This window comes from Pantoea sp. XY16 (genome assembly GCF_025153065.1).
In the GTDB taxonomy this organism is placed as follows: Bacteria; Pseudomonadota; Gammaproteobacteria; order Enterobacterales; family Enterobacteriaceae; genus Pantoea; species Pantoea alfalfae.
Genome location: NZ_JANZNP010000006.1, coordinates 148,707 through 168,348 on the forward strand (window position 1 = coordinate 148,707; position 19,642 = coordinate 168,348).

Consider the following 19,642-nt stretch of genomic DNA (forward strand, 5'->3'; position numbering starts at 1 on the left):
TACTCCTGTCATTTAAAACAATGGGTTACATTGTTTTCGTTCTGGTTCTTAGCTGCTTCTCTACCATAGAGACTATTCATTCTGTTGTACATAGCAAAATTAATATTCAAAGCTATCACAACTATTACTCCCGCGAGGTTTTATTCAAGTAACAACCCCATATAAAGTATGTGTAATGAATATAAGCAGCTATTGACCTCTGTACCTGCAGCTTTAATAAATCCCTGAACAAACTACCATGAAAATGCTATTTAAGAATTTCGTGAATGGCACGATTTGACAATCTTCTTTTCACATAGCGTTGCAGGCGATAAGGAACAAACCGAGTGATCGTTCTCACTCCGGGCAACTGAATAAATTTCCAGAGTTTTGACAGGTATAGTTCCTTTTGCGAGAGCTGCTCACTACTTACCCGATCGATTTCAACATGATTGATCAGAGATTTATAATCAATGGTGCCCAACTCGCCTTTACGTTGCCAATCTGCACTCAGGTATTCCGTCTTGTAAAAGCCTTTATCCAGCACAATGCCTTTATCGTCTAGAATATTGCTCTTATTTTCACCGTTATTTAACAATGACGGTTCTGCAGCCAGTGACAGGAATAAATCTTTCAGGGCTGTGACCGACATATCCCATTGAATCACTCTGCTGAACTGGCGATTATTTACCCGCTCCGGGAAAGCACCAATGTTAGGTACAATGACCGGTAAACCATTTTCCAGCGCAATGCTAAGGGTGTAACTATAGGTCTCAGGCCACTGCGCAGGATACCAGACAACGTCAGGCTTCACTTCCGCGATGATTTTTTCAATATCCGCATCCGAATAACCGCCCAATGTGTTGATAACGCCGTGTAATGGACGGAAAGCGTATCCCATAAGAGTGAATTTTACCGGGTGTCCGCTTAAGGCGATGGCCGTTTCTTCAAGGAGAACCGCCCCCTTCTCTTTGCTGATAGCACCAATAATAAGCACATTCAAATGGCTGCCTGGCTGGGGAGCAATGACCGGGGTATCCTGTGGTTTGACATGATGATCGATGTGCCATGCACTAATGGCATTGTAACGTGTGGCATCGTAGATATTGGCATAACGAGACTGCGTATCAATTGAAGGGAAAATGACACGCTGAGCATTATGCAACCAGTCAGCAACATGTTTTCGGTACTCCTCCAGCGGCATGTACATCGGCACTGGATAATGCTCAATGCAGTACTGGTCCATGGTGGTTAAATCATCACCACAGAAACGTCCGTTGCGGTTCGTTAGCGTTGGATTACCGTTAATCAAGAAATAGTCATGGACTGTAATATCATAACCACACTTAAGCCGGGTATGCAGTGCCAGAATTTCTTTATCAAAGCCCATAATATGGTGATAGTGCACATTTCCGACGCCAGTAAACATCAGTAAGTCAATTAACTTATCTGTACCATTTTCCAGATCGAAAATTATCCTGTCTTTATTGGCAGCACCTTCCGCCGTTAATGCAAGAGCATAAGTATTTTCTTTTTCGCCGGGTGCCAGCAGTAAAAAATGAATTTTATTTTTATAATAAGCAATAAGTTCATTTAAATGGGTAACGACGCCGCCGCCCATTTTATGACTGACCAGTAGCACTTTTGGAACGTCGGTGGTTGCAATTATGCGCGCCATAATCTGCTGACGGGCTTTTTTGGCCGGATCTGCAGCGATAAAGGACATAACATCTGCCGTGTAGTTAGGATGCAACCCGTTCAGCAACTCCATAGCTTTGAGTTTGCGTGGGCTCTGCTCACCTGCAAAACTGACGCCGCCTTTATGGTAGGCAAAAACGTTTAACTGATGATAATTTTTCCAGCCCAGCTTATCTGCACGCTGACACCAGTCATTTTCTTCACCATATCCACGACCAAATGTCTCGACATCGAAATATCCCACCTGATTCAGACAATCACGGCGAATATACATGCAGAAACCAATCCCAGTTGGGATCTCGACCAGATTATCCTGCGTGCCATAGCTGGCGAAATGGTCGTCCAAAACTTTAACATCAAGTCCCAGCAGCAATTCGTTGTCTTCACAGAAATTAGGGAAGCTACAAATCGTGGCATTGTTTGAAAATGGCGTAATGCTGCCTACGCGCTCTTTGCTGTAGGCTGCATCTTTAATTCGTTCGAGCCAGTCGTTAGCTACTTCAACATCACTGTTCAGTAACAGCACATCATTGCGTAAATGCAGTTGCATGCCACGATTGACAGTAGCGACAAAACCCAGATTCGTTTCGTTTTCCAGCAGGATGAAAGCATTATTACTGCAGCGTTCACGTAACCACGCTGTTAATTCAGGCTCAGGTGAACAATCGTTAATAACGACCAACTGAGCCCAGTCCGGAATCGAAGCCAAGGCAGATTCAATGCACTCCTGAGTCTCTTCCAGACCCGCATAGACAGGAACAATAACATCAACCGTTTTAGATAAATCGAGTTCTGTACGCACAATGGCTCTGTGTTGTGTAGTTTGGGTTTCATCAAGTTGCTTACTGAGCGCAGCGACCTGCTCTTTGAGTGCCTGGTTTTCTGCTTCGAGTGCGGTGTGAATATCCGCAGAAGACAGGCGTTCGGCTTCATTCTGGCTACTTTGAGCTTCAAGCACGGCGACCTGCTCTTTAAGTGCCTGGTTTAACGCCTCCATGACGGAGTAATAATCAGCGTTTGAAAGACGCTCGGCTTCTTTTTCCTTACCATTGGCTTCAAGCGCAGCGACATGCTCTTTGAGCGCCTGATGTTCCACTTCCAGGACGCTATGATTGTCCGTCAAAGAAAGACGTTCGGCTTCCTTCTGGCCATTTTCAGCTTCCAGCACCGCAATCTTGTTTTGCAACTCAGCAACGGTCGCGGTTAATTGCTTAATCTTACGATCTTTGACACCATTTTCGATGTCGGTTGCTAGTGTTTCCTTTTCGCTGTCAGTCATGTTATGTTTCCTGCACTTTCGTAAAATTGAAGATGTTTTTTTATAATTGACTTTTCATCTGGTCTGGAAAGCCTGAAGCGAATGTATTCTAAATCAAAAATAAGAGCATAAGGCACCAGATAAGCAAACAGGTAGAAGCCAAGGCGATTAATACGCTCCTTTTCTTCCTCTGCTTCCAGAATGAAGCGGAATGACGAATCCCCAAAGGCAATAACGGGCACCCCCATTAACAAGGCTTCAAGACCCACGCTGGAATTAATGGTCACTATTTTTTCGCATCGCGCTATGAAATCGATGCTCGTGGCCGATTGATCCACATTGGAAAGGTTTTCTTTTAACCTGAAAGCACTGCCGGGGTGACTACGGACAAGAAAATTACCATCGTAATTTAATTGTGCATAATCCAGCAAAACCTGATTGTTGAATCCGTTAGAGTAAGCAATGAGGTTCGAGTCATTTTCAACCTGCAGTACTATGCCTGATTTGTATTGTTTTGTCAGCGTCGGCAATGGTGTGGATGAAAAAAAACCGCGAAGATCTTCAAGCGTTAGGTTAAGCTGGCAATCTTCAGCTGCAGCAGCATAACGCGCTTTCGCTTCAGTGTTACCGTTGACACCACTAAAGTCGAGATAGCCTGTTGACAGGTATTCCGGATGTCTTAACGGCCCTAACTCCATATTCATGACAGGTATATTCAGCCGCTTACATGCTGAGAACAGCGACGGGCAATTACACCAGTTCAGTACAACTTCAACGTTGCCAATTGACTGTAGCGCGTCATAAAAATCCCTTTCCAGCGAAACATCATTTTGGGTTAAGTATTCGTAAAAAGCGCGGGTAGGATTACCCTCATGTTCAGCTAACATCCGAACAAAGAAATCGCTGTTGAAATGGGTAAAACTCATGGTGGCCAGTTCTGCCGATGTAGGCAAACGATAGCCTTGTCGCTTCTGTGAATCGTCCAGCAATTCCCAGCGCTGATACTGACGCCAGATATCGACATCCTGGCGATACAGGTCGTCAGTAAGAAAATGCAGCCGGTCACCGTAGGTAGTTAAAAGTTTATAAAATATCCATAGATAGGGGGCAGAACGCCCCCTGAATGGAAAAGAGGGGAAGTAGGCGACGATCATAGGCCCTCCCCTTCTTTAAATAAGACTTTAACCGGAGCGTAAATAACACCACCCTGTTCGCGTGGAGCCCAGTATTTTACTTTCTGCATTGGACGACGCTGATCCAGTTCTTCCCGGTTTCCTTTGTCCAGTGAGGCTAGTCCACAATGAATTAAGTAATCACCCGCATTGAGCGGTAATGTCACTTTATAGTCGATAAAGTACTTACCTGGTTTAAGATGCAAAGGCTGACCGGCTGCAATATTATTGTCTCCCCATACATCCCCGCCCTGCGATCGGGAAAGAGAAATCCCCAGCACGGCTTCTTTGATTTCCTCTGCGACCAGTAACGTAAAGCTGAACGTCAGCGCTTCGCCAGCTTTAACCATAGGCTTTTCTTCCAGAGGGGTGCCATCGGATTTGATCACGACCATCTTATCTATGATAGCGCGAGCGCTACCGAACCGCTTCTCATCGACGTCACGATGAATACCCGCCTGCTGAAGACGCTGGAGTTCAGCCACGCTGAAATCGGAAGTGACGGTGCCTGCACTTAGCGAGCGAGCGATTTCAACCGGCTCGGCCTGAGAAAGTATCATACCTTTTTCATAAGCCAGCACGGCGGCCAGTACATCGGTAGTGTCGGCAATCAGTTCGCCATTCTTCATCACGATACACCGATCAGCATATTCCAGAATACTGCCAGTAGAGTGAGTTACCATAAGAATGGTTGTGCCTTTTTTCTTCAGAGCTTCCATGCGCTTAAAACATTTATACTGGAAGCCGATATCACCTACTGCCAGTGCTTCATCGACAATCAATATTTCCGGATCAACACACGCCTGCACGGCAAAGGCTAATCGCACATACATACCGCTGGAATAAGTTTTGACTGGCTGATCAATAAAATCACCTATATCTGCAAAATTCAGAATGTCGTCAAGTTTAGCGTCCGTTTCAGTTTTACTCATGCCTAAAACACTGGCATTTAGATAGACATTTTCACGCCCTGTGAATTCCGGGTTGAATCCTGCTCCCAGCTCCAGCAAGGCAGCAACGCGACCATGGATTTCCACGTTGCCAGCAGTCGGTGAAAGCGTACCGCAGATCATTTGCAAAAGTGTTGATTTACCGGCACCGTTACGACCGATAATACCCACCGTTTCACCACGGTTAATGGTAAAAGAGACGTTCCTCAGCGCCCAGAATTCTTTGTAGTAACTCCGGGCGTCTTTGCCTGCAATGCGCCGTACACGCGGCAGGAAAAATTGTTTCAATCGATCTCTGGGACGATCGTAAATCTGGTAGCACTTACTCAGTCCTTCAATGCGGACGGCAAAATCATTAGAGGACATCGGCGAATCCCTTTCTGGTTTTCTGGAAGAACGCAAAGCCAAGCCAGGCAATAACAGAGGCACAGCCGGTATAGATCAATAACCCTTTCCAGTTAGGTACATGTCCCCAAATTAATACCTCACGTGCTTGTTCAATAATGAATGTCAGCGGATTGAGCATAATCCAAATACGGAACTTTTCAGGAATCGCTGTTATCGGGAAGAAGACAGGAGAAAGGAACATCATGATGGTAGTAATAATCATGGTGGTTTGTCCTACATCACGGATATAAACACCCAATGAAGACAAAATCCAGGACAACCCCAGGCAAAAAATGATTAAAGGTATTAAAACGGCAGGCAGAAAAATGCTTGTCCAGTGTAGGTAGCCATTAAAGGTGAAAAAGGCCAGCATGAGTACGAACAAGCTGATCACACTATGAAAAATAGCTGAAAGCAGGCTGATAACCGAAAGCGTTTCAAGAGGATAGACGACTTTTTTTACGTAGTTAATATTGCCTAAAATGATCGTAGGTGCCTTGTTTATGACCTCGGCAAACAGGCCATGCACTATCATTCCCACAAAAAGAATAAGCGCAAACTGAGTTTTGCTCTCATCACCGCCTACTGACCAGCGGGCTTTGAACGCTACAGAAAAGACAAAAGTGTACACTGCCAGCATAAACAACGGGTTCAGGAAGGACCAAGCCAGCCCCATGCTAGAACCTTTGTAACGGCCGACAACCTCTCGCTTTGTCATCTGATAAATCAACTGTTTATGGCGAAAAATTGAGCCCAGCATCGCCCTTACGGAGATCCGTTGTTTTAGATGAGGATTGCTCATTGCTTGTACCCGCCTGAAACTTCAACAAAAAAAATCTTGGACATGTTATCAATACCTCAAAACAGCATTTACGTATTGGCCTTGATTGGCACCGATTTTAAACACTCTTTATTTTTCGAGCGTCTTAGCGGATCGAAAAACCATCCCCATTTATTGAAATATTTTATCGATGACAAAATATGTTGCAATAATAGGTATTTGCTTTCATACGAACCCTTTTTGAAAAGATGTGTGATTGTGACATCTGAGTAGTAAATAATATCCGTATATTTCAGCGCACGCCGACAGAGGTCAATATCTTCCATATACATAAAGTACCTGTCGTCGAAACCTTCCAGTCTGGCAAGAAGTTCGGATTCTAAAAACATGAAACACCCAGACACCGAAGGCACAGTAAAGACCTTAGAAAAGTCGGCATTCCTTAACTCATATTTTTTATCCATATCTTTTGCCAACGCTGGAATAAACCTGCGTGCAAAAAGGTTGACCGGAGTAGGCAAAAGTCGACAACTAAACTGTTTAGAACCATCAGAATAGACAATAGATGGCGAAAGAAATTTGTATTTATTTTTTTTAGCTACCTGATACAACGATGAAACCGCACCCTCCTGAAAACGTATGTCAGGGTTGCAGATTAAAAAATACTCAGACCGACTCAGGTATTTTTTTATGGCTATGTTGTGTCCCGCGCCAAAGCCCAGGTTACTCCCTGCCTGAATATATTCTATACGCGGATGATTCAGATTCGCAGCCCAGTCAGCGCCACCGTTGTCCACCAGTACGATCTTCTCAATCGTTTCCTCGCTTAACAGAGAGGCCAGTGTTGGCTCAATGTCTGTCTGAGTATGACGATACAGAACGATTGAGGCGACAATTTGCATATATGGGTTACCATTCATCGTTAAATCTGTCTGAATTGAGCACCCATACCGGGTGCTTAACTGTTCTTCTGATTAGCATGCAGTATAAACGTCAGCGTGTCAGGGCTGACCTGTTTTAAGCTTTTGCAAGACTGAATCAACGCGTGGCAGCCAACTGACAGGCTTGATGCCTGCGGCAGCGATCTTTGCTGTAGACATGACGGAATATTTTGGCCGTTTGGCAGGCGTTGGGAATTGGGTAGTCGGTATAGCCTTTAGCTCAGGCATTTTTTCCAGGAGTCCGGATGTACAGGCATTTTTCAGAATCGCATCTGCAAAACCGAACCAGCTGACCTCTCCAGCACCACTATAATGATAAATCCCGGTAAGGCGCGAAGCAGCAAGAATTATTTCCATCACAGCACTGGCGATGTCGCCTGCATAAGTAGGACATCCAAGCTGATCGTCGATGATGCTCAACTCAGAACGTTCTTTTCCTAAACGCAGCATAGTTTTTAGAAAATTATTGCCATACTCGCTGAAGACCCATGAGGTTCTCATCACGATGGAGCGATCATAAGCAAGCGCTGCTTTTTCACCCGCTAATTTAGTGGAACCGTAGACGCTTTGCGGCGCGCAGGGATGATCTTCAACCCACGGGGTGTCTGCCTCACCGTTGAAGACATAATCGGTTGAGATGTGTACAAAAAAAACATCATAATGCTGAGCAGCATGTACCAGATTCTCTACAGCCTGTACGTTTACCTTCCAGGCACCTTCAGGATCTGATTCAGCACGATCCACGGCAGTATAAGCGGCAGCATTGAAAATGACGTCTGGCTTAAAATGCCCGACGACATGATTAACAGCTACTGCATCCGTAATGTCCAACTGAGAACGATCGGTTGCCAGCAACGTGACCTGTGGAAATTTATCTTTGACGAGATCCTTAAAACAGGACCCCACCTGGCCCGAAGCGCCAGTTAAAAGTACTTTCATTCGAAAAGCTCTCTGAATAGCATACCTTGTGCATCTTTACCGGACAGCAGCGGCTCGGTGACAGGCCACTTGATATCAATGTGCGGATCGTTCCACAACAGGCAGCCCTCATTTTGCGGGTCATAGTAGTCGGTACACTTGTATTCAAAATCGGCAAATTCTGAAATAACAACAAACCCATGGGCCAGACCGGGCGGAACCCAGAACTGGTTTTTATTTTCTTCAGAAAGATAAACGCCAGCCCATTGACCAAAAGTGGGAGATTGCGGACGTATATCGACCGCCACATCAAAAACTTCTCCCCGAACCACACGCACCAGTTTGCCCTGTGGTTTCGAAGTCTGAAAGTGCAGGCCTCTCAAAACATTCTTAGACGAACGGGAATGATTGTCCTGAACAAAATCTAAATCAATATTCAGAAGCGTCTGATAACGCTCTTTCTGGAAAGTTTCGAGAAAAAAGCCCCGTTCATCGCCAAACACCTTTGGTTCAATGAGTTTAGCACCCTGTACACGCGTCTCAGTTACTTTCATTACCACACCGCTCGTCGTCTGTTAAAACATGTTTCTGGTGCTGACTTTTTTGGCAGGCATTTTCGCGCAGTCAGAGCATCCAGTTTCAAGTGCCTGATTTTAGCATTAACCCGATTGGCGCTGAACCCTGCGGCGATAATTCTTTTTAGACTTTTTAAGGCGTAACTGAAAACATAATCCCAAGAAAAGAGTAACATCACCTTGACTTGAACAATATTTAATCCTGCTAAATTCAGGCTGTCAGAAGGGAGGGGCTCCGATAAGGTTTTGTTGAGATTAATCATCCTGCCTGAACGTTGTAGAGCAGGAAAAAAATAGCTGAAACTGTTGCTGTATGCGCATTTTTTACTCTTCAGTAGTTGAGGCAGCCAAGGTTACAGGTATAATTTGCTCCCCTAACCTGTGGTTAGATTATCTCTAATCCTGCGGTTTGATATGCTGGATAACTTCGCGATAGCAAATTGGTGAGCTTTAATTCATGAAAATTCTTGTTACAGGTGGTGCAGGTTTTATTGGTTCTGCCGTCGTAAGGCATCTTATTAATGATATTCAGGCGACAGTACTGGTTGTGGATAACCTCACCTATGCTGGCAATCTTGAATCTTTAACTACCGTTGCACAAAATCCGCACTTTAAGTTCATGCAGGCCGACATCTGTAATGCAGCCGACATGAAGCAAGCCTTTACAGAATTTCAACCCGATGCCGTGATGCATCTGGCGGCAGAAAGCCATGTTGACCGCTCTATTGAAGGCCCTGCGGCTTTTATCGAAACCAACATCACAGGTACTTATACGCTGTTAGAAGCAGCCCGGGCTTACTGGTCCGCATTATCCGCTGAAGAGAAGCAGGCTTTCCGTTTCCACCATATCTCTACCGATGAGGTCTATGGCGATTTGCACGGTACGGATGATCTTTTCCTGGAAACCACTCCTTATGCGCCAAGCAGCCCCTACTCTGCTTCTAAAGCCGCAAGCGATCATCTGGTGCGTGCATGGAACCGGACTTATGGTTTGCCGGTAGTGATTACCAATTGCTCAAACAATTATGGCCCTTATCACTTCCCGGAAAAACTGATTCCCCTGGTAATCCTGAATGCGCTTGCGGGCAAACCTCTGCCGGTTTATGGCGAAGGTCTGCAAATCCGTGACTGGCTTTATGTTGAAGATCACGCGCGTGCTCTTTACAAAGTCGTTTCCGAAGGGAAAGTGGGCGAAACTTACAATATTGGCGGTCACAACGAGCGCAAAAATATCGATGTGGTCAAAACAATTTGCACCATTCTGGATGAGCTGGTCGCTGACAAACCTAAGGGCGTTGAGCACTTTGCTGATCTCATCACTCACGTGACCGATCGTCCTGGCCACGATATGCGTTACGCAATCGACGCCAGCAAAATTGCTCTCGAACTGGGCTGGAAGCCTCAGGAAACGTTTGAAACTGGGATCCGTAAAACTGTTGAATGGTATCTGAATAATCGCGAATGGTGGCAGCGCGTTCAAAGTGGCGCTTACGCAGGCGAACGTCTCGGTTTACACAAATAAAAGGTATTTTATGAAAGGCATCGTTTTAGCCGGAGGATCCGGAACACGTCTGTATCCTATCACCCGTGGCATTTCTAAACAGTTGCTGCCTATCTACGATAAGCCGATGATCTATCATCCGCTTTCGGTATTGATGCTGTCAGGAATCAGAGAGATTCTGATTATCACTACCCCAGACGATCTTCCTTCATTTAAGCGTTTACTGGATGACGGAAGTCAATTTGGGATTCAGCTGGAATATGCCGTCCAGCCTTCTCCCGATGGCCTTGCTCAGGCTTTCATTATTGGTGAAGATTTCATAGCCGGTGATTCCTGTGCCCTGGTATTGGGTGACAATATTTTCTTTGGGCAGAGCTTCGGTAAAAAGCTGGAGTCCACAGCGCAGTTAAAAAGCGGCGCCACTGTATTCGGTTACCAGGTCATGGATCCGGAACGTTTTGGTGTGGTTGAATTCGATGAAAACTTCCGCGCACTGTCTATCGAAGAAAAGCCCCTGAAGCCAAAATCTCACTGGGCCGTTACCGGGCTCTATTTCTATGACAAAAACGTTGTAGAAATGGCTAAACAGGTTAAGCCTTCCGCTCGTGGTGAGCTGGAAATTACTACGCTGAATGAAATGTATATGGAGAAAGGACAGCTGAACGTTGAACTGCTGGGACGTGGTTTCGCCTGGCTGGATACGGGAACGCATGACAGCCTGATTGAGGCCTCGCAGTTTGTCCATACGATAGAGAAACGTCAGGGTATGAAGGTTGCCTGCCTCGAAGAAATTGCGTGGCGCAAAGGCTGGCTGAATTATGACGAAGTAGCCACTCAGGCTAAATTACTGTCAAAAACGTCTTATGGTCAGTATCTGCAAAACCTGATCGACGAAAAGATTTAATCCGCCACAGCAAAGGCTCTGCCGGATAGTTTAAATATTAAAAAGGCGAACCGGAGTTCGCCTTTTTTTCAATTACCGAAACCCATCCGGGTTCTTACTCTGCCAGTTCCACGTATCGCGCATCATCTCATCGATTCCGCGCGTCACGCGCCAGTCGAGCTCGCTGTTCGCCAGTGATGCATCGGCCCAGAACGCAGGCAGGTCACCGTCACGGCGTGGCTTGATCTCAAACGGGATCGCTTTACCGGACGCCTTCTCGAATGCCTTAATCATCTCCAGCACGGAGAAGCCTTTGCCGCCGCCCAGGTTGAAGGCGGTGTAGCCTTCCACTTTGCTCAGGTGATCCAGCGCTTTCAGGTGCCCTTCCGCCAGGTCAACCACGTGGATGTAGTCACGCAGGCAGGTGCCGTCTGGCGTATCGTAATCGCCACCAAACACGCCCAGCTTCTCCAGACGACCAATCGCGACCTGCGCGATATAGGGCAGCAGGTTGTTCGGGATGCCGGTCGGGTCTTCACCGATTTCACCAGACTCATGCGCGCCGACCGGATTGAAGTAACGCAGGGCAATCGCTTTAAACTTCGGCTCTGCTTTGGCGAAGTCGCGCATGACGAATTCGGTCATCAGCTTGGAGGTGCCGTACGGACTGGTGGTGCCGCCAATTGGCGTAGTCTCAACGTAAGGAACCGGTGCATCTGCGCCGTAGACGGTCGCTGATGAGCTGAAGATAAAGTTCCAGACGCCGGCATCACGCATCTCTTCCAGCAGTACCACTGTGCCCGCGACGTTGTTCTCGTAGTACTCCAGCGGCATACGCGTAGATTCACCGACTGCTTTAAGCGCAGCGAAGTGGATTACGGCTGAAATGCTGTTGGCTGCGAACAGGTCACGCAGACAGGCGCGGTCACGGATATCGCCCTCGACGAAGGTCGCTTTCTTACCCGCCAGTTTCTCCACGCGGTTAATGGCTTCGCGTGAGGCGTTGCAGAGGTTATCCAGAACCACAACATCATCACCGCGCTGCAACAGCGCCAGTACCGTATGGGAGCCGATATAGCCTGCTCCACCCGTTACTAAAATTGCCATGTGAGCTCCTTTCAATCTGCCGCGCATGACGCGGCGATTTAATTACTTTTGTTTTGCGAGAATCGTCTGGATAGCTTCGCGGAAATCGCGACCCTGCGCATTGTTGCGCAGTCCGTAAGAGACGAACGCCTGCATGTAACCCAGTTTACGACCGCAGTCGAAACTGTGACCGGTCAGCAGAGAGACATCAACCGTTTTGTGCTTACTCAGGCTGGCGATCGCATCGGTCAGTTGGATACGGCCCCAGGCGCCTGGCTCCGTGCGTTCCAGTTCTGCCCAGATATCAGCAGAAAGGACATAGCGGCCAACCGCGGCCAGGTCAGAGTTCAGTCCGGTGGTATCTTCAGGCTTCTCAACGAAATCGGTAATGGTGCTGATGTCGCCAGGGTGATCAATCGGCTCTGCAGTGGTGATTACCGAGTACTCAGTGAGATTGGACGCGGGCATATGTTGCGCCAGGACCTGGCTGTGGCCGGTCTCTTCAAAACGGGCAACCATCGCAGCGAGGTTATAACGCATGTGGTCAGCCGTTGAGTCATCCAGCAGAACGTCTGGCAGTACGACCACGAACGGGTTATCACCGATCATCGGACGGGCACAGAGAATCGAGTGGCCCAGGCCCAGCGGCTGTGCCTGACGCACGTTCATGATGGTGACGCCTGGCGGGCAGATAGACTGCACTTCGCTCAGCAGCTGACGCTTCACGCGCGCTTCCAGCAGCGCTTCGAGTTCATAAGTGGTGTCGAAGTGGTTTTCTACGGCATTTTTCGATGCATGCGTGACCAGCACAATCTCTTTAATACCCGCGGCAACACACTCGTCAATGATGTACTGAATCATCGGTTTGTCGACGACAGGCAGCATCTCTTTCGGAATGGCTTTAGTCGCAGGGAGCATATGCATACCGAGGCCCGCAACCGGGATTACTGCTTTAAGCTTGGTCATATTTATTCCGTTTAATAAAATGAAGATGTGGGTCGATTATGCAGGATCGGCCGGAAGAGCAAGTATAATCTTTATCTGAAAAGCGGACAGTAACTCTCTGTCATAACTTGGAAATTCGGCATTTTGCCCATTGCCAGCAACACCATAAACTGAATAAAGACAATCAGTAATCGAATATTGCCACTGTGACCTACAGCACTCTTCGTTGCATGGCTGAGACCAGCTATAAATGAAAACGGGCGACCCTGAGGCCGCCCGTTGATATAACGCTTTGTAATCAGAGCCAGCCTTCAAACCACTCTGGCATCACAAACAGATTAAAGTGATTTACCAGCAGCATCACGCCAACAAATACCACCGACACGGCCACCCACTGCCGGGCATAAGGAATAAACCGAATGCCAATCACCGGCTTGATAAAGAATGGATGCGCCAGTGCCGAGATCAGAATCTGCGAGATGGAGAGCGTCAGCGCGACGTAGAGCACGTTTGGCCAGATAAAGGTGGTCGCCAGTACCGCCAGGACCACAATGCTCGCCACGATGTTCCAGTAGAACTCAACGTTGGTCCGTCCGTTGGCCTGGGAAATTGCCCCGGTCAGCCCCCCCATCGGCCGCAGCATACCAAACAGCAGCATCAGCGGGATCAGGTGATAGACCTGCTCATGTGATGCGCCATAGAGCACACGCACAATAACCGGCGAGAAGATACCAATGGCCAGATACATGGCGCTGCTGAACAGCATGATCCCCAGCGTACCTTTCAGGAACAGCTTTTTCAGCTGCTCGGCATCGTGCTGTTTCTCAGCAAAGCGCGGCAGTGCCAGACGATTAATCACCGGCGTGACAAGCTTCAGCGGTTGCAGCACCAGCTCTTTCGCCAGCGAGTAAACGCCCAGCATCTCAGCACCCATGACTTTACCGACCACCAGCGCATCCGCCTGGGTACGTAACTGGTTAATGGTCTGCGAACCGAGCTGATAGCTGCCGTAGCGAATCGCGCCGAAGAAGGTCGCTTTGTCGAACTCCCAGGTCGGACGCCACGACTTCTCACCCAGTGCAATCATGCAAAGGATGCGCGTAAAGGCGTTGATGAACAGACCCAGAATTGCCGCCGCCACCGTCAGCGAGGTGAACTCCAGCATCGCCACGACACAGAGGAAGGCAAACAGTTTGGTGCCCATCTCAATCTTCGCCAGCGAGACCATCCGCTTGGTTTTGATGTAGTGCGCCTGATATTGCGACAGGTGCCCCAGCACCAGGAAGTTCAGGCTGGTCAGCATGATCAGCCCGGTCAGCTCCGGCAGGTGATAGAACCAGGAGACCGGGAAGGCGATCAGCAACATGATCAACCCGGTACACAGGCTGAGCGAGACGTTCACCCAGTAGATGGTGCTCTGCTCACGACGGGTAATGTTCTGGCGATGCACCAGATAACTGCTCATCCCCATATCCTGCAACACACCCGCCACCGCCAGGATGGCGTTGATGATGGCTAACAGGCCCAGCTCGTGGGTTTCCAGTTTGCGGGCGAGAAAGCTCAGCTGTGCAACCTGCAGCACCGCAGAAAAGCAGGTACTGCCGAACAGCCAAATCGCCTGTGACTTAAATCCACTCACACCAGTCGCTCCAGAATCTGTGCCAGTTCGCCGTAGGCGATATGCTGATTAAATTCAGTCTCAACTTTGTGACGGGCGGCCGCGACCACGGGCGCCACATCGACTTCGCCCTGAGACAACTTCAGCAGCGTTTCCGCCAGCGCCTCGGGGTCGTCCTCTTCCACCAGCCAGCCAGAAACGTTGTTCTCAATCAGCTCCGGAATGCCGCTGTGGAAGGTAGAGACCACAGGCAGGCCAACCGCCATCGCTTCCATCAGTGCGACCGGAATACCCTCCATATCGCCATCTGCGGCGGTTTTGGACGGCAGCAGGAAGATGTCAGCCTCGCTTAGCGCACGACGGATCTCCTCCTGCGGCTTAAAGCCCGGCATGCTGACACAATCTTCCATCCCCTCACGGGCGATGAAATCACGCATCATCTCATCCTGATCGCCGTTGCCGATAATGGTGTACTGAAACTGACCGCCACGCTGCTTCAGGATGGCGCTGGCTTTCACCGCCACATCCAGGCCTTTTTTCTCGGTCAGACGCGCCACCGAAACGATACGGAGCGGCGTATGGAACGCCTGGCGCGGCTGGAAGTTAAACTTCTCCGGCTCAATGCCCATACGCGTCACGTGAATTTTATCCGGCGGGCACCCCATCTCAATCAGCTTGTTCTCCCACAGATGGCTGATGGGCAGCATCAGCTCACTCTGGCGGAACAGATTCACGTAGTCGAGTTTGTGCTCTTCCAGAATGTGACGGCGGGAAATATCAGCGCCATGAAACACGGTCGCCTGTTTACCCTTAAGCACGCCCAGTTCACGCAGTTTGTTTGCCAGTGCGCCGGCATAGCCGAAATGCACCAGAAACACATCTGCGGTAAAGGTCTGCTTAGCATTCGCTACAATCGACGGCAGCAGCAGTTTGCTGGACTGCGCGCCATAACGGCGTACATTCAGCGAACGCAGCAGCGACGGCTTCGTTACTTTTGGCAGCACCAGTTTGATACGCTGGTTCAGCTTATCAACAATCGAGACTTTCTCTTCCGGCAGCAGATAGTGCGTCTTCGCCGCCAGACCATACTCATCAAACGCCGCATGCCGGTTCACTAAATCGCCGGGAAAGACTGAAATAATCTCCACCTCGTAACCGGCATCAATAAAATGGGTCACCTGATTTAGAACGAATGTCTCAGAGGCAACCGGGAAACGCATGGTGAAAAAAGTCAGTTTCATCACATTACCCTAATACTTTGAGAATCTCTTCAGTGATCCGGTTGCCAATTTCCCTTTCATTCGCAACGGCCGTATTGACCTTAAGCTTAATGTTGTCGTAATCGGCAAGAACCGTTTTCACCTTGTCGATCAGCGAGCCGTCCATCAGGCTTTTCACATCGGTTGCCATCTGCGGCAGACCCAACTGGTTCATTACACCCATCGACTTGTGCTCATAGTTGATTGCCACAGCCGGGGTGCCAAAGTTCATGGAGATAATCGCCGAGTGCAGGCGGGTACCGATGGTCAGATGGCAGTGACTCAGCAGAATGCCCAGCTCCAGGTCATTAAACTCGTCCATGATGACATGGTAATGTTCCGGCTGCGCCACGTGGTCACGCAGCGTCAGTGCCACCATGCGGTCATCTTTGGCATAGCTGTCGATGCCGGTACAGGTGGAGAACGCCACAACCTGATAGCCCTCAGCAATCATGGCATTAATCACCCGGCCAAACGCCGCTTCATACTCTTTCTGTGTGACACCCAGACGTTTATCAAACGGCGCCAGTTCACGCACGGTAATCGCGATGGTTTTACGGCCATCGATAATGCCCTGCCAGTAAAGCAAGTTATGGCTCGGGTTTTCGACTTCACGCGCACGCACCAGGAAAGCGGTATCCACACCCGATGCCACTTTAGAGCTGGTCACGCCATCGCGTTTCATCAGATCAAGGCTGACCGATTCACGCAGCACCAGGCTGTCGACCCGATCAAAAACAAAATTTGCCAGCGCATTGACGCGCGGGTTCTGGAAAGGTCCCACTGAGTGGCCGATCAGATAGATCGGTTTTTTCGCCATCAGCGCACAGAGCGCATGGTCAAACTGGGTCACGCCATAGAGATCGACGAAGAAGGATCCGCCAACCTGAATAATCGCATCATATTTTGCCAGGCTTTCGGTAAAGGCCTTCAGGTGAGGCGGCACAGAGAACGACTTAAAGATCCCGCCCTTGCCCAGATGCGCCATCATGATATCGGGCATCAGACGATTCGCCACTTTACGCTTAAACGAACCGACCAGACCTTTACCTGATTTGCTGTTGTGCAGATACAGCGCATCCTGCTGAATATCCTGCTGGAGCAGATAACCGGAGCTGGTTGGATAACGGCTAATAACATCAATGTCTAAATCACTGCGTGCAGACTTCATTGAATCGATTAGTCCACGAAGAATCGCGCCATCCCCGCGATTCCCACACGTATGGTTACCCACCAATAAAATTTTCATAACAACTCCGAATAAATTTTTTTAATTCTGTAAGCCGCCCAGATCCGAAATGGGCAAAATGAACGCTGTTTAAAGTCATGCTTTACGGGATAACGCACCCAAAGGTACTGCTCCTGTTAAACCGGCCGCCTCCATTCTGGCGGCCCTGATACAAGGGGTTATGACTTAATCGCGAAGTAAGGCAACGCAACCTGTTTACCGTTGATCACCACGGAAACAAAGCCTTCCGGCTTACTGGTATCGACCTGCCCGGCGGAGAGCGGACGGGAAGCCATCAGCAGATCGCCCTGCTCGTTGGCACCCACGCCCGCTTTGCCGTTGTGCAGGCTGAAACGCTGCGGCGCGCGTTTGGCCGCGTCACCCGATGGCGGATTGCCCTTCTCCATCTTTGCATTGACCCGCGCACAGCGACCGGTCACAAAGCGATCTTTACCGGTGGTTTTCACCAGCACGGCCGCCGACGGCGTCCAGCCCGCCAGTTTGACGAAGATACGGACATCGGTGTCATGCTCAGCCACGTAGCGCACATCCACAATCGGGCTGCTGCCTTCGGCCGACCAGCTCGCTTCCGACAGGTCTTTCTTGCGCTGCACGTGGATCACTGCGCGGCCGCCGGTGGTCTTGTCGCCAATCAGGTTCATCAGCGGCTTATCGCCACTGCCGTTACTGAACTGCGACTGACCGAAGATTTCGATCTCCCACGAATCACCCACCGTCGGTGAGTAGAGGCTGCCAAGGTCAAACCAGGTCTCCTGGTTCGTATTGTTCTCTAAACGCCAGCGCGAGGTGATGTAGTTATAATTCAGGCTGCCATCCAGCGCGACGCCGTAAGACTCCACACGGGTCGAGCCCATTTCCCAGATACTGAGCAGACGATCGCCCTGCATGGAGTTATCTATCCAGCTGCCCGACTGCAGGCTGGTCTGACGCATATTCAGGCGGCTGTTATGGGCGATAAGCGGATTCTTACAATCTTCCAGGCTTAATGCATCGATAATCCACTGGCCGTTGGAGATATCGCCTGGATTATCACAGTGCTCAATCCAGCCATTGTGAATAATCGACTGGGCGCAGCGCGCCAGGTTAAGAACCTTGCCGCCGCGACAGTGCTGCGCATTGAAGTTTGACAGCTCGATTGCGGTACTGTGATCCCAGTTGCCCTGCTTCTGACCAGACCAGCCTGCTTTGATCACATCACCGCTGCAGCGTGAGGCGTACCACTGATCGATTTTGCAATCGAGCGTATCCTGCAGACTGATGGCCGTGCCGCCTACTGCGGTAAAGCGCAGGCAGGCCCCACGGAAAAATTGTCCGCCAGGACACGTGTTATGGAAAAAGCCCTGCTGATTCGGGTTTTTATCGCTATTACCGTTAAAAATCAGGTTAGAAAGCTCGACCCGACGGGCATTCATCTCAAAAACAAAATCTGACTTACCATCAGAGACAATCGTGGTCGCCGGGAAGTAGCCGAAGTTAACCATCGCCCCTGAGATGCGGAATAGATTGAGATTCTTCTCGCCCAGATTACAGGCGGAAACCATAAAGGTCCCGGCCGGGAACTGGACGCAGATCTGCTGGTTAGCCTGCTGTGACCAATTGAACATTGCCATAATGGCAGGGGCTGTATCGGTCTGGCCATCGGCAATCGCACCGAAATCAAACAGCGTCAGACGGTTGAAATCGTCTACCACACGACGCCATGAGAAGCCCTCACCGGCAATGTTTACGCCGCCATCATTCTGAGTGGACTGGAAGCTACCGACAAACTCACCGCCGCCGACTTCCCGTCCTTCATGCCAGCTTTTGAGCTTAACCTTGGCCCCTTCAAACAGCGGACGGGTTTTGCGTAACTCCGCGACAGACGCGATCTCGCCAATCAGCTGATAACCCGCCGGCTGAGCCAGACGCTGACTGAAATCAGCGGCGCCCGGACGGCTGACATCGGCGATATTAAACAGGGTCTGACCGTTGTTGTCCTCGACCGTCATCGAATGAGAAGGATCGGCAATCAGCGCAGCGTTGTCCTGAATAAACTGGGTAAAATTGCCCTTGTTCAGCGCGATAGGCTGAGCAATCTCAGACACTTTACCGCTGGCATCGCGCAGGAAGACCGGAATCTGGTTACCCGGTTTGCTGGCATCCACACCCGCTTTACCAATCCAGAGTTTGCCCTCAAAGCCCTGCCAGAACTGTGGTGGCATGGCGTAGACATTCTCTGGCGTCAGGATAGGCACGTCGCCTTTAGGGATAGCAGCCGCATCAACCGGCTTCAGGGCAATGCCGTTACTTTTTGCAGCGTAGCTGGAAAAGGTGCTCACGGAGAGAGCCCCCACCAGAGCGGAGGCGGCGGTCTGTAAAACTTCTCTTCTTTTCATGCATCAATTCCCGTAGTCAATAAGGCCATTGGCCATGGCGGTGTCCCTGAGGCACGTCGCAAGTGAG

At 49.5% G+C, this 19,642-nt stretch carries 15 protein-coding genes; 2 read left to right on the forward strand and 13 right to left on the reverse strand.

The genetic code is table 11. From position 1 onward, the window contains the following. Positions 1-247: 247 nt before the first annotated feature. The 7 genes from N1689_RS10730 to rfbC all read right to left on the reverse strand — a co-directional run bounded on the left by N1689_RS10730 (position 248) and on the right by rfbC (position 8,638). Positions 248-2,956, reverse strand: coding sequence for a glycosyltransferase (locus N1689_RS10730; RefSeq protein ID WP_260058850.1), 2,709 nt, complete (start codon positions 2,954-2,956; stop codon positions 248-250). Continuing rightward, entirely contained in the window at positions 2,953-4,089 is a 1,137-nt protein-coding gene (locus N1689_RS10735) for a GT99 family glycosyltransferase N-terminal domain-containing protein (protein WP_260058852.1), read from the reverse strand. Before N1689_RS10735 ends, N1689_RS10730 begins: the two co-directional genes overlap by 4 nt. After that, positions 4,086-5,423: an ABC transporter ATP-binding protein gene (locus tag N1689_RS10740; protein WP_260058854.1), complete on the reverse strand. Its 1,338-nt coding sequence runs from the start codon at positions 5,421-5,423 to the stop codon at positions 4,086-4,088. Before N1689_RS10740 ends, N1689_RS10735 begins: the two co-directional genes overlap by 4 nt. Then, positions 5,413-6,246 carry an ABC transporter permease gene (locus tag N1689_RS10745; RefSeq protein WP_137244368.1) on the reverse strand — a complete coding sequence of 278 codons (834 nt, stop codon included), beginning with the start codon at positions 6,244-6,246 and terminating at the stop codon, positions 5,413-5,415. The genes N1689_RS10740 and N1689_RS10745 overlap by 11 nt, the downstream gene beginning before the upstream one ends. Positions 6,247-6,314: 68 nt before the next feature. Beyond that, positions 6,315-7,127 (reverse strand): glycosyltransferase, encoded by an 813-nt coding sequence (locus N1689_RS10750; protein WP_237566671.1) that lies wholly within the window; start codon positions 7,125-7,127, stop codon positions 6,315-6,317. 99 nt (positions 7,128-7,226) lie between these two features. Next, positions 7,227-8,105 (reverse strand): dTDP-4-dehydrorhamnose reductase, encoded by an 879-nt coding sequence (gene rfbD, locus N1689_RS10755; protein WP_260058859.1) that lies wholly within the window; start codon positions 8,103-8,105, stop codon positions 7,227-7,229. Further along, positions 8,102-8,638, reverse strand: a complete 537-nt coding sequence (gene rfbC, locus N1689_RS10760; RefSeq protein WP_260058861.1) for a dTDP-4-dehydrorhamnose 3,5-epimerase — start codon at positions 8,636-8,638, stop codon at positions 8,102-8,104. Before rfbC ends, rfbD begins: the two co-directional genes overlap by 4 nt. Before the next feature lie 478 nt (positions 8,639-9,116). Here rfbC and rfbB point away from each other — a divergent pair, with 478 nt between their 5' ends. Both rfbB and rfbA read left to right on the forward strand, forming a co-directional pair. Then, a complete protein-coding gene (rfbB, locus tag N1689_RS10765) occupies positions 9,117-10,181 on the forward strand; it encodes a dTDP-glucose 4,6-dehydratase (protein WP_260058862.1) in 1,065 nt (354 codons plus the stop codon). A gap of 10 nt (positions 10,182-10,191) precedes the next feature. After that, positions 10,192-11,064, forward strand: coding sequence for a glucose-1-phosphate thymidylyltransferase RfbA (gene rfbA / locus N1689_RS10770; RefSeq protein WP_161732327.1), 873 nt, complete (start codon positions 10,192-10,194; stop codon positions 11,062-11,064). Positions 11,065-11,136: 72 nt separating this feature from the next. Here the strand turns inward: rfbA and galE are convergent, their stop codons facing one another. From galE to N1689_RS10800, 6 genes are all read right to left on the reverse strand, one after another. Then, the gene (gene galE / locus N1689_RS10775) at positions 11,137-12,150 is read right to left on the reverse strand and encodes a UDP-glucose 4-epimerase GalE (RefSeq protein ID WP_161732306.1); all 1,014 of its coding nucleotides are present in this window, start codon (positions 12,148-12,150) and stop codon (positions 11,137-11,139) included. Positions 12,151-12,192: 42 nt separating this feature from the next. Beyond that, the gene (galF, locus tag N1689_RS10780) at positions 12,193-13,095 is read right to left on the reverse strand and encodes a UTP--glucose-1-phosphate uridylyltransferase GalF (protein ID WP_161732304.1); all 903 of its coding nucleotides are present in this window, start codon (positions 13,093-13,095) and stop codon (positions 12,193-12,195) included. A 277-nt stretch (positions 13,096-13,372) separates the two neighbouring features. Then, positions 13,373-14,713: a lipopolysaccharide biosynthesis protein gene (locus tag N1689_RS10785; RefSeq protein WP_033733234.1), complete on the reverse strand. Its 1,341-nt coding sequence runs from the start codon at positions 14,711-14,713 to the stop codon at positions 13,373-13,375. Beyond that, complete coding sequence (locus tag N1689_RS10790) at positions 14,710-15,933, reverse strand: glycosyltransferase (RefSeq protein ID WP_161732302.1); 1,224 nt, start codon at positions 15,931-15,933, stop codon at positions 14,710-14,712. Before N1689_RS10790 ends, N1689_RS10785 begins: the two co-directional genes overlap by 4 nt. Positions 15,934-15,937: 4 nt before the next feature. Then, a complete protein-coding gene (gene wcaK / locus N1689_RS10795) occupies positions 15,938-17,200 on the reverse strand; it encodes a colanic acid biosynthesis pyruvyl transferase WcaK (protein ID WP_260058865.1) in 1,263 nt (420 codons plus the stop codon). Positions 17,201-17,358: 158 nt separating this feature from the next. Further along, complete coding sequence (locus N1689_RS10800) at positions 17,359-19,575, reverse strand: phage tailspike protein (protein ID WP_260058866.1); 2,217 nt, start codon at positions 19,573-19,575, stop codon at positions 17,359-17,361. Positions 19,576-19,642 lie beyond the last annotated feature (67 nt).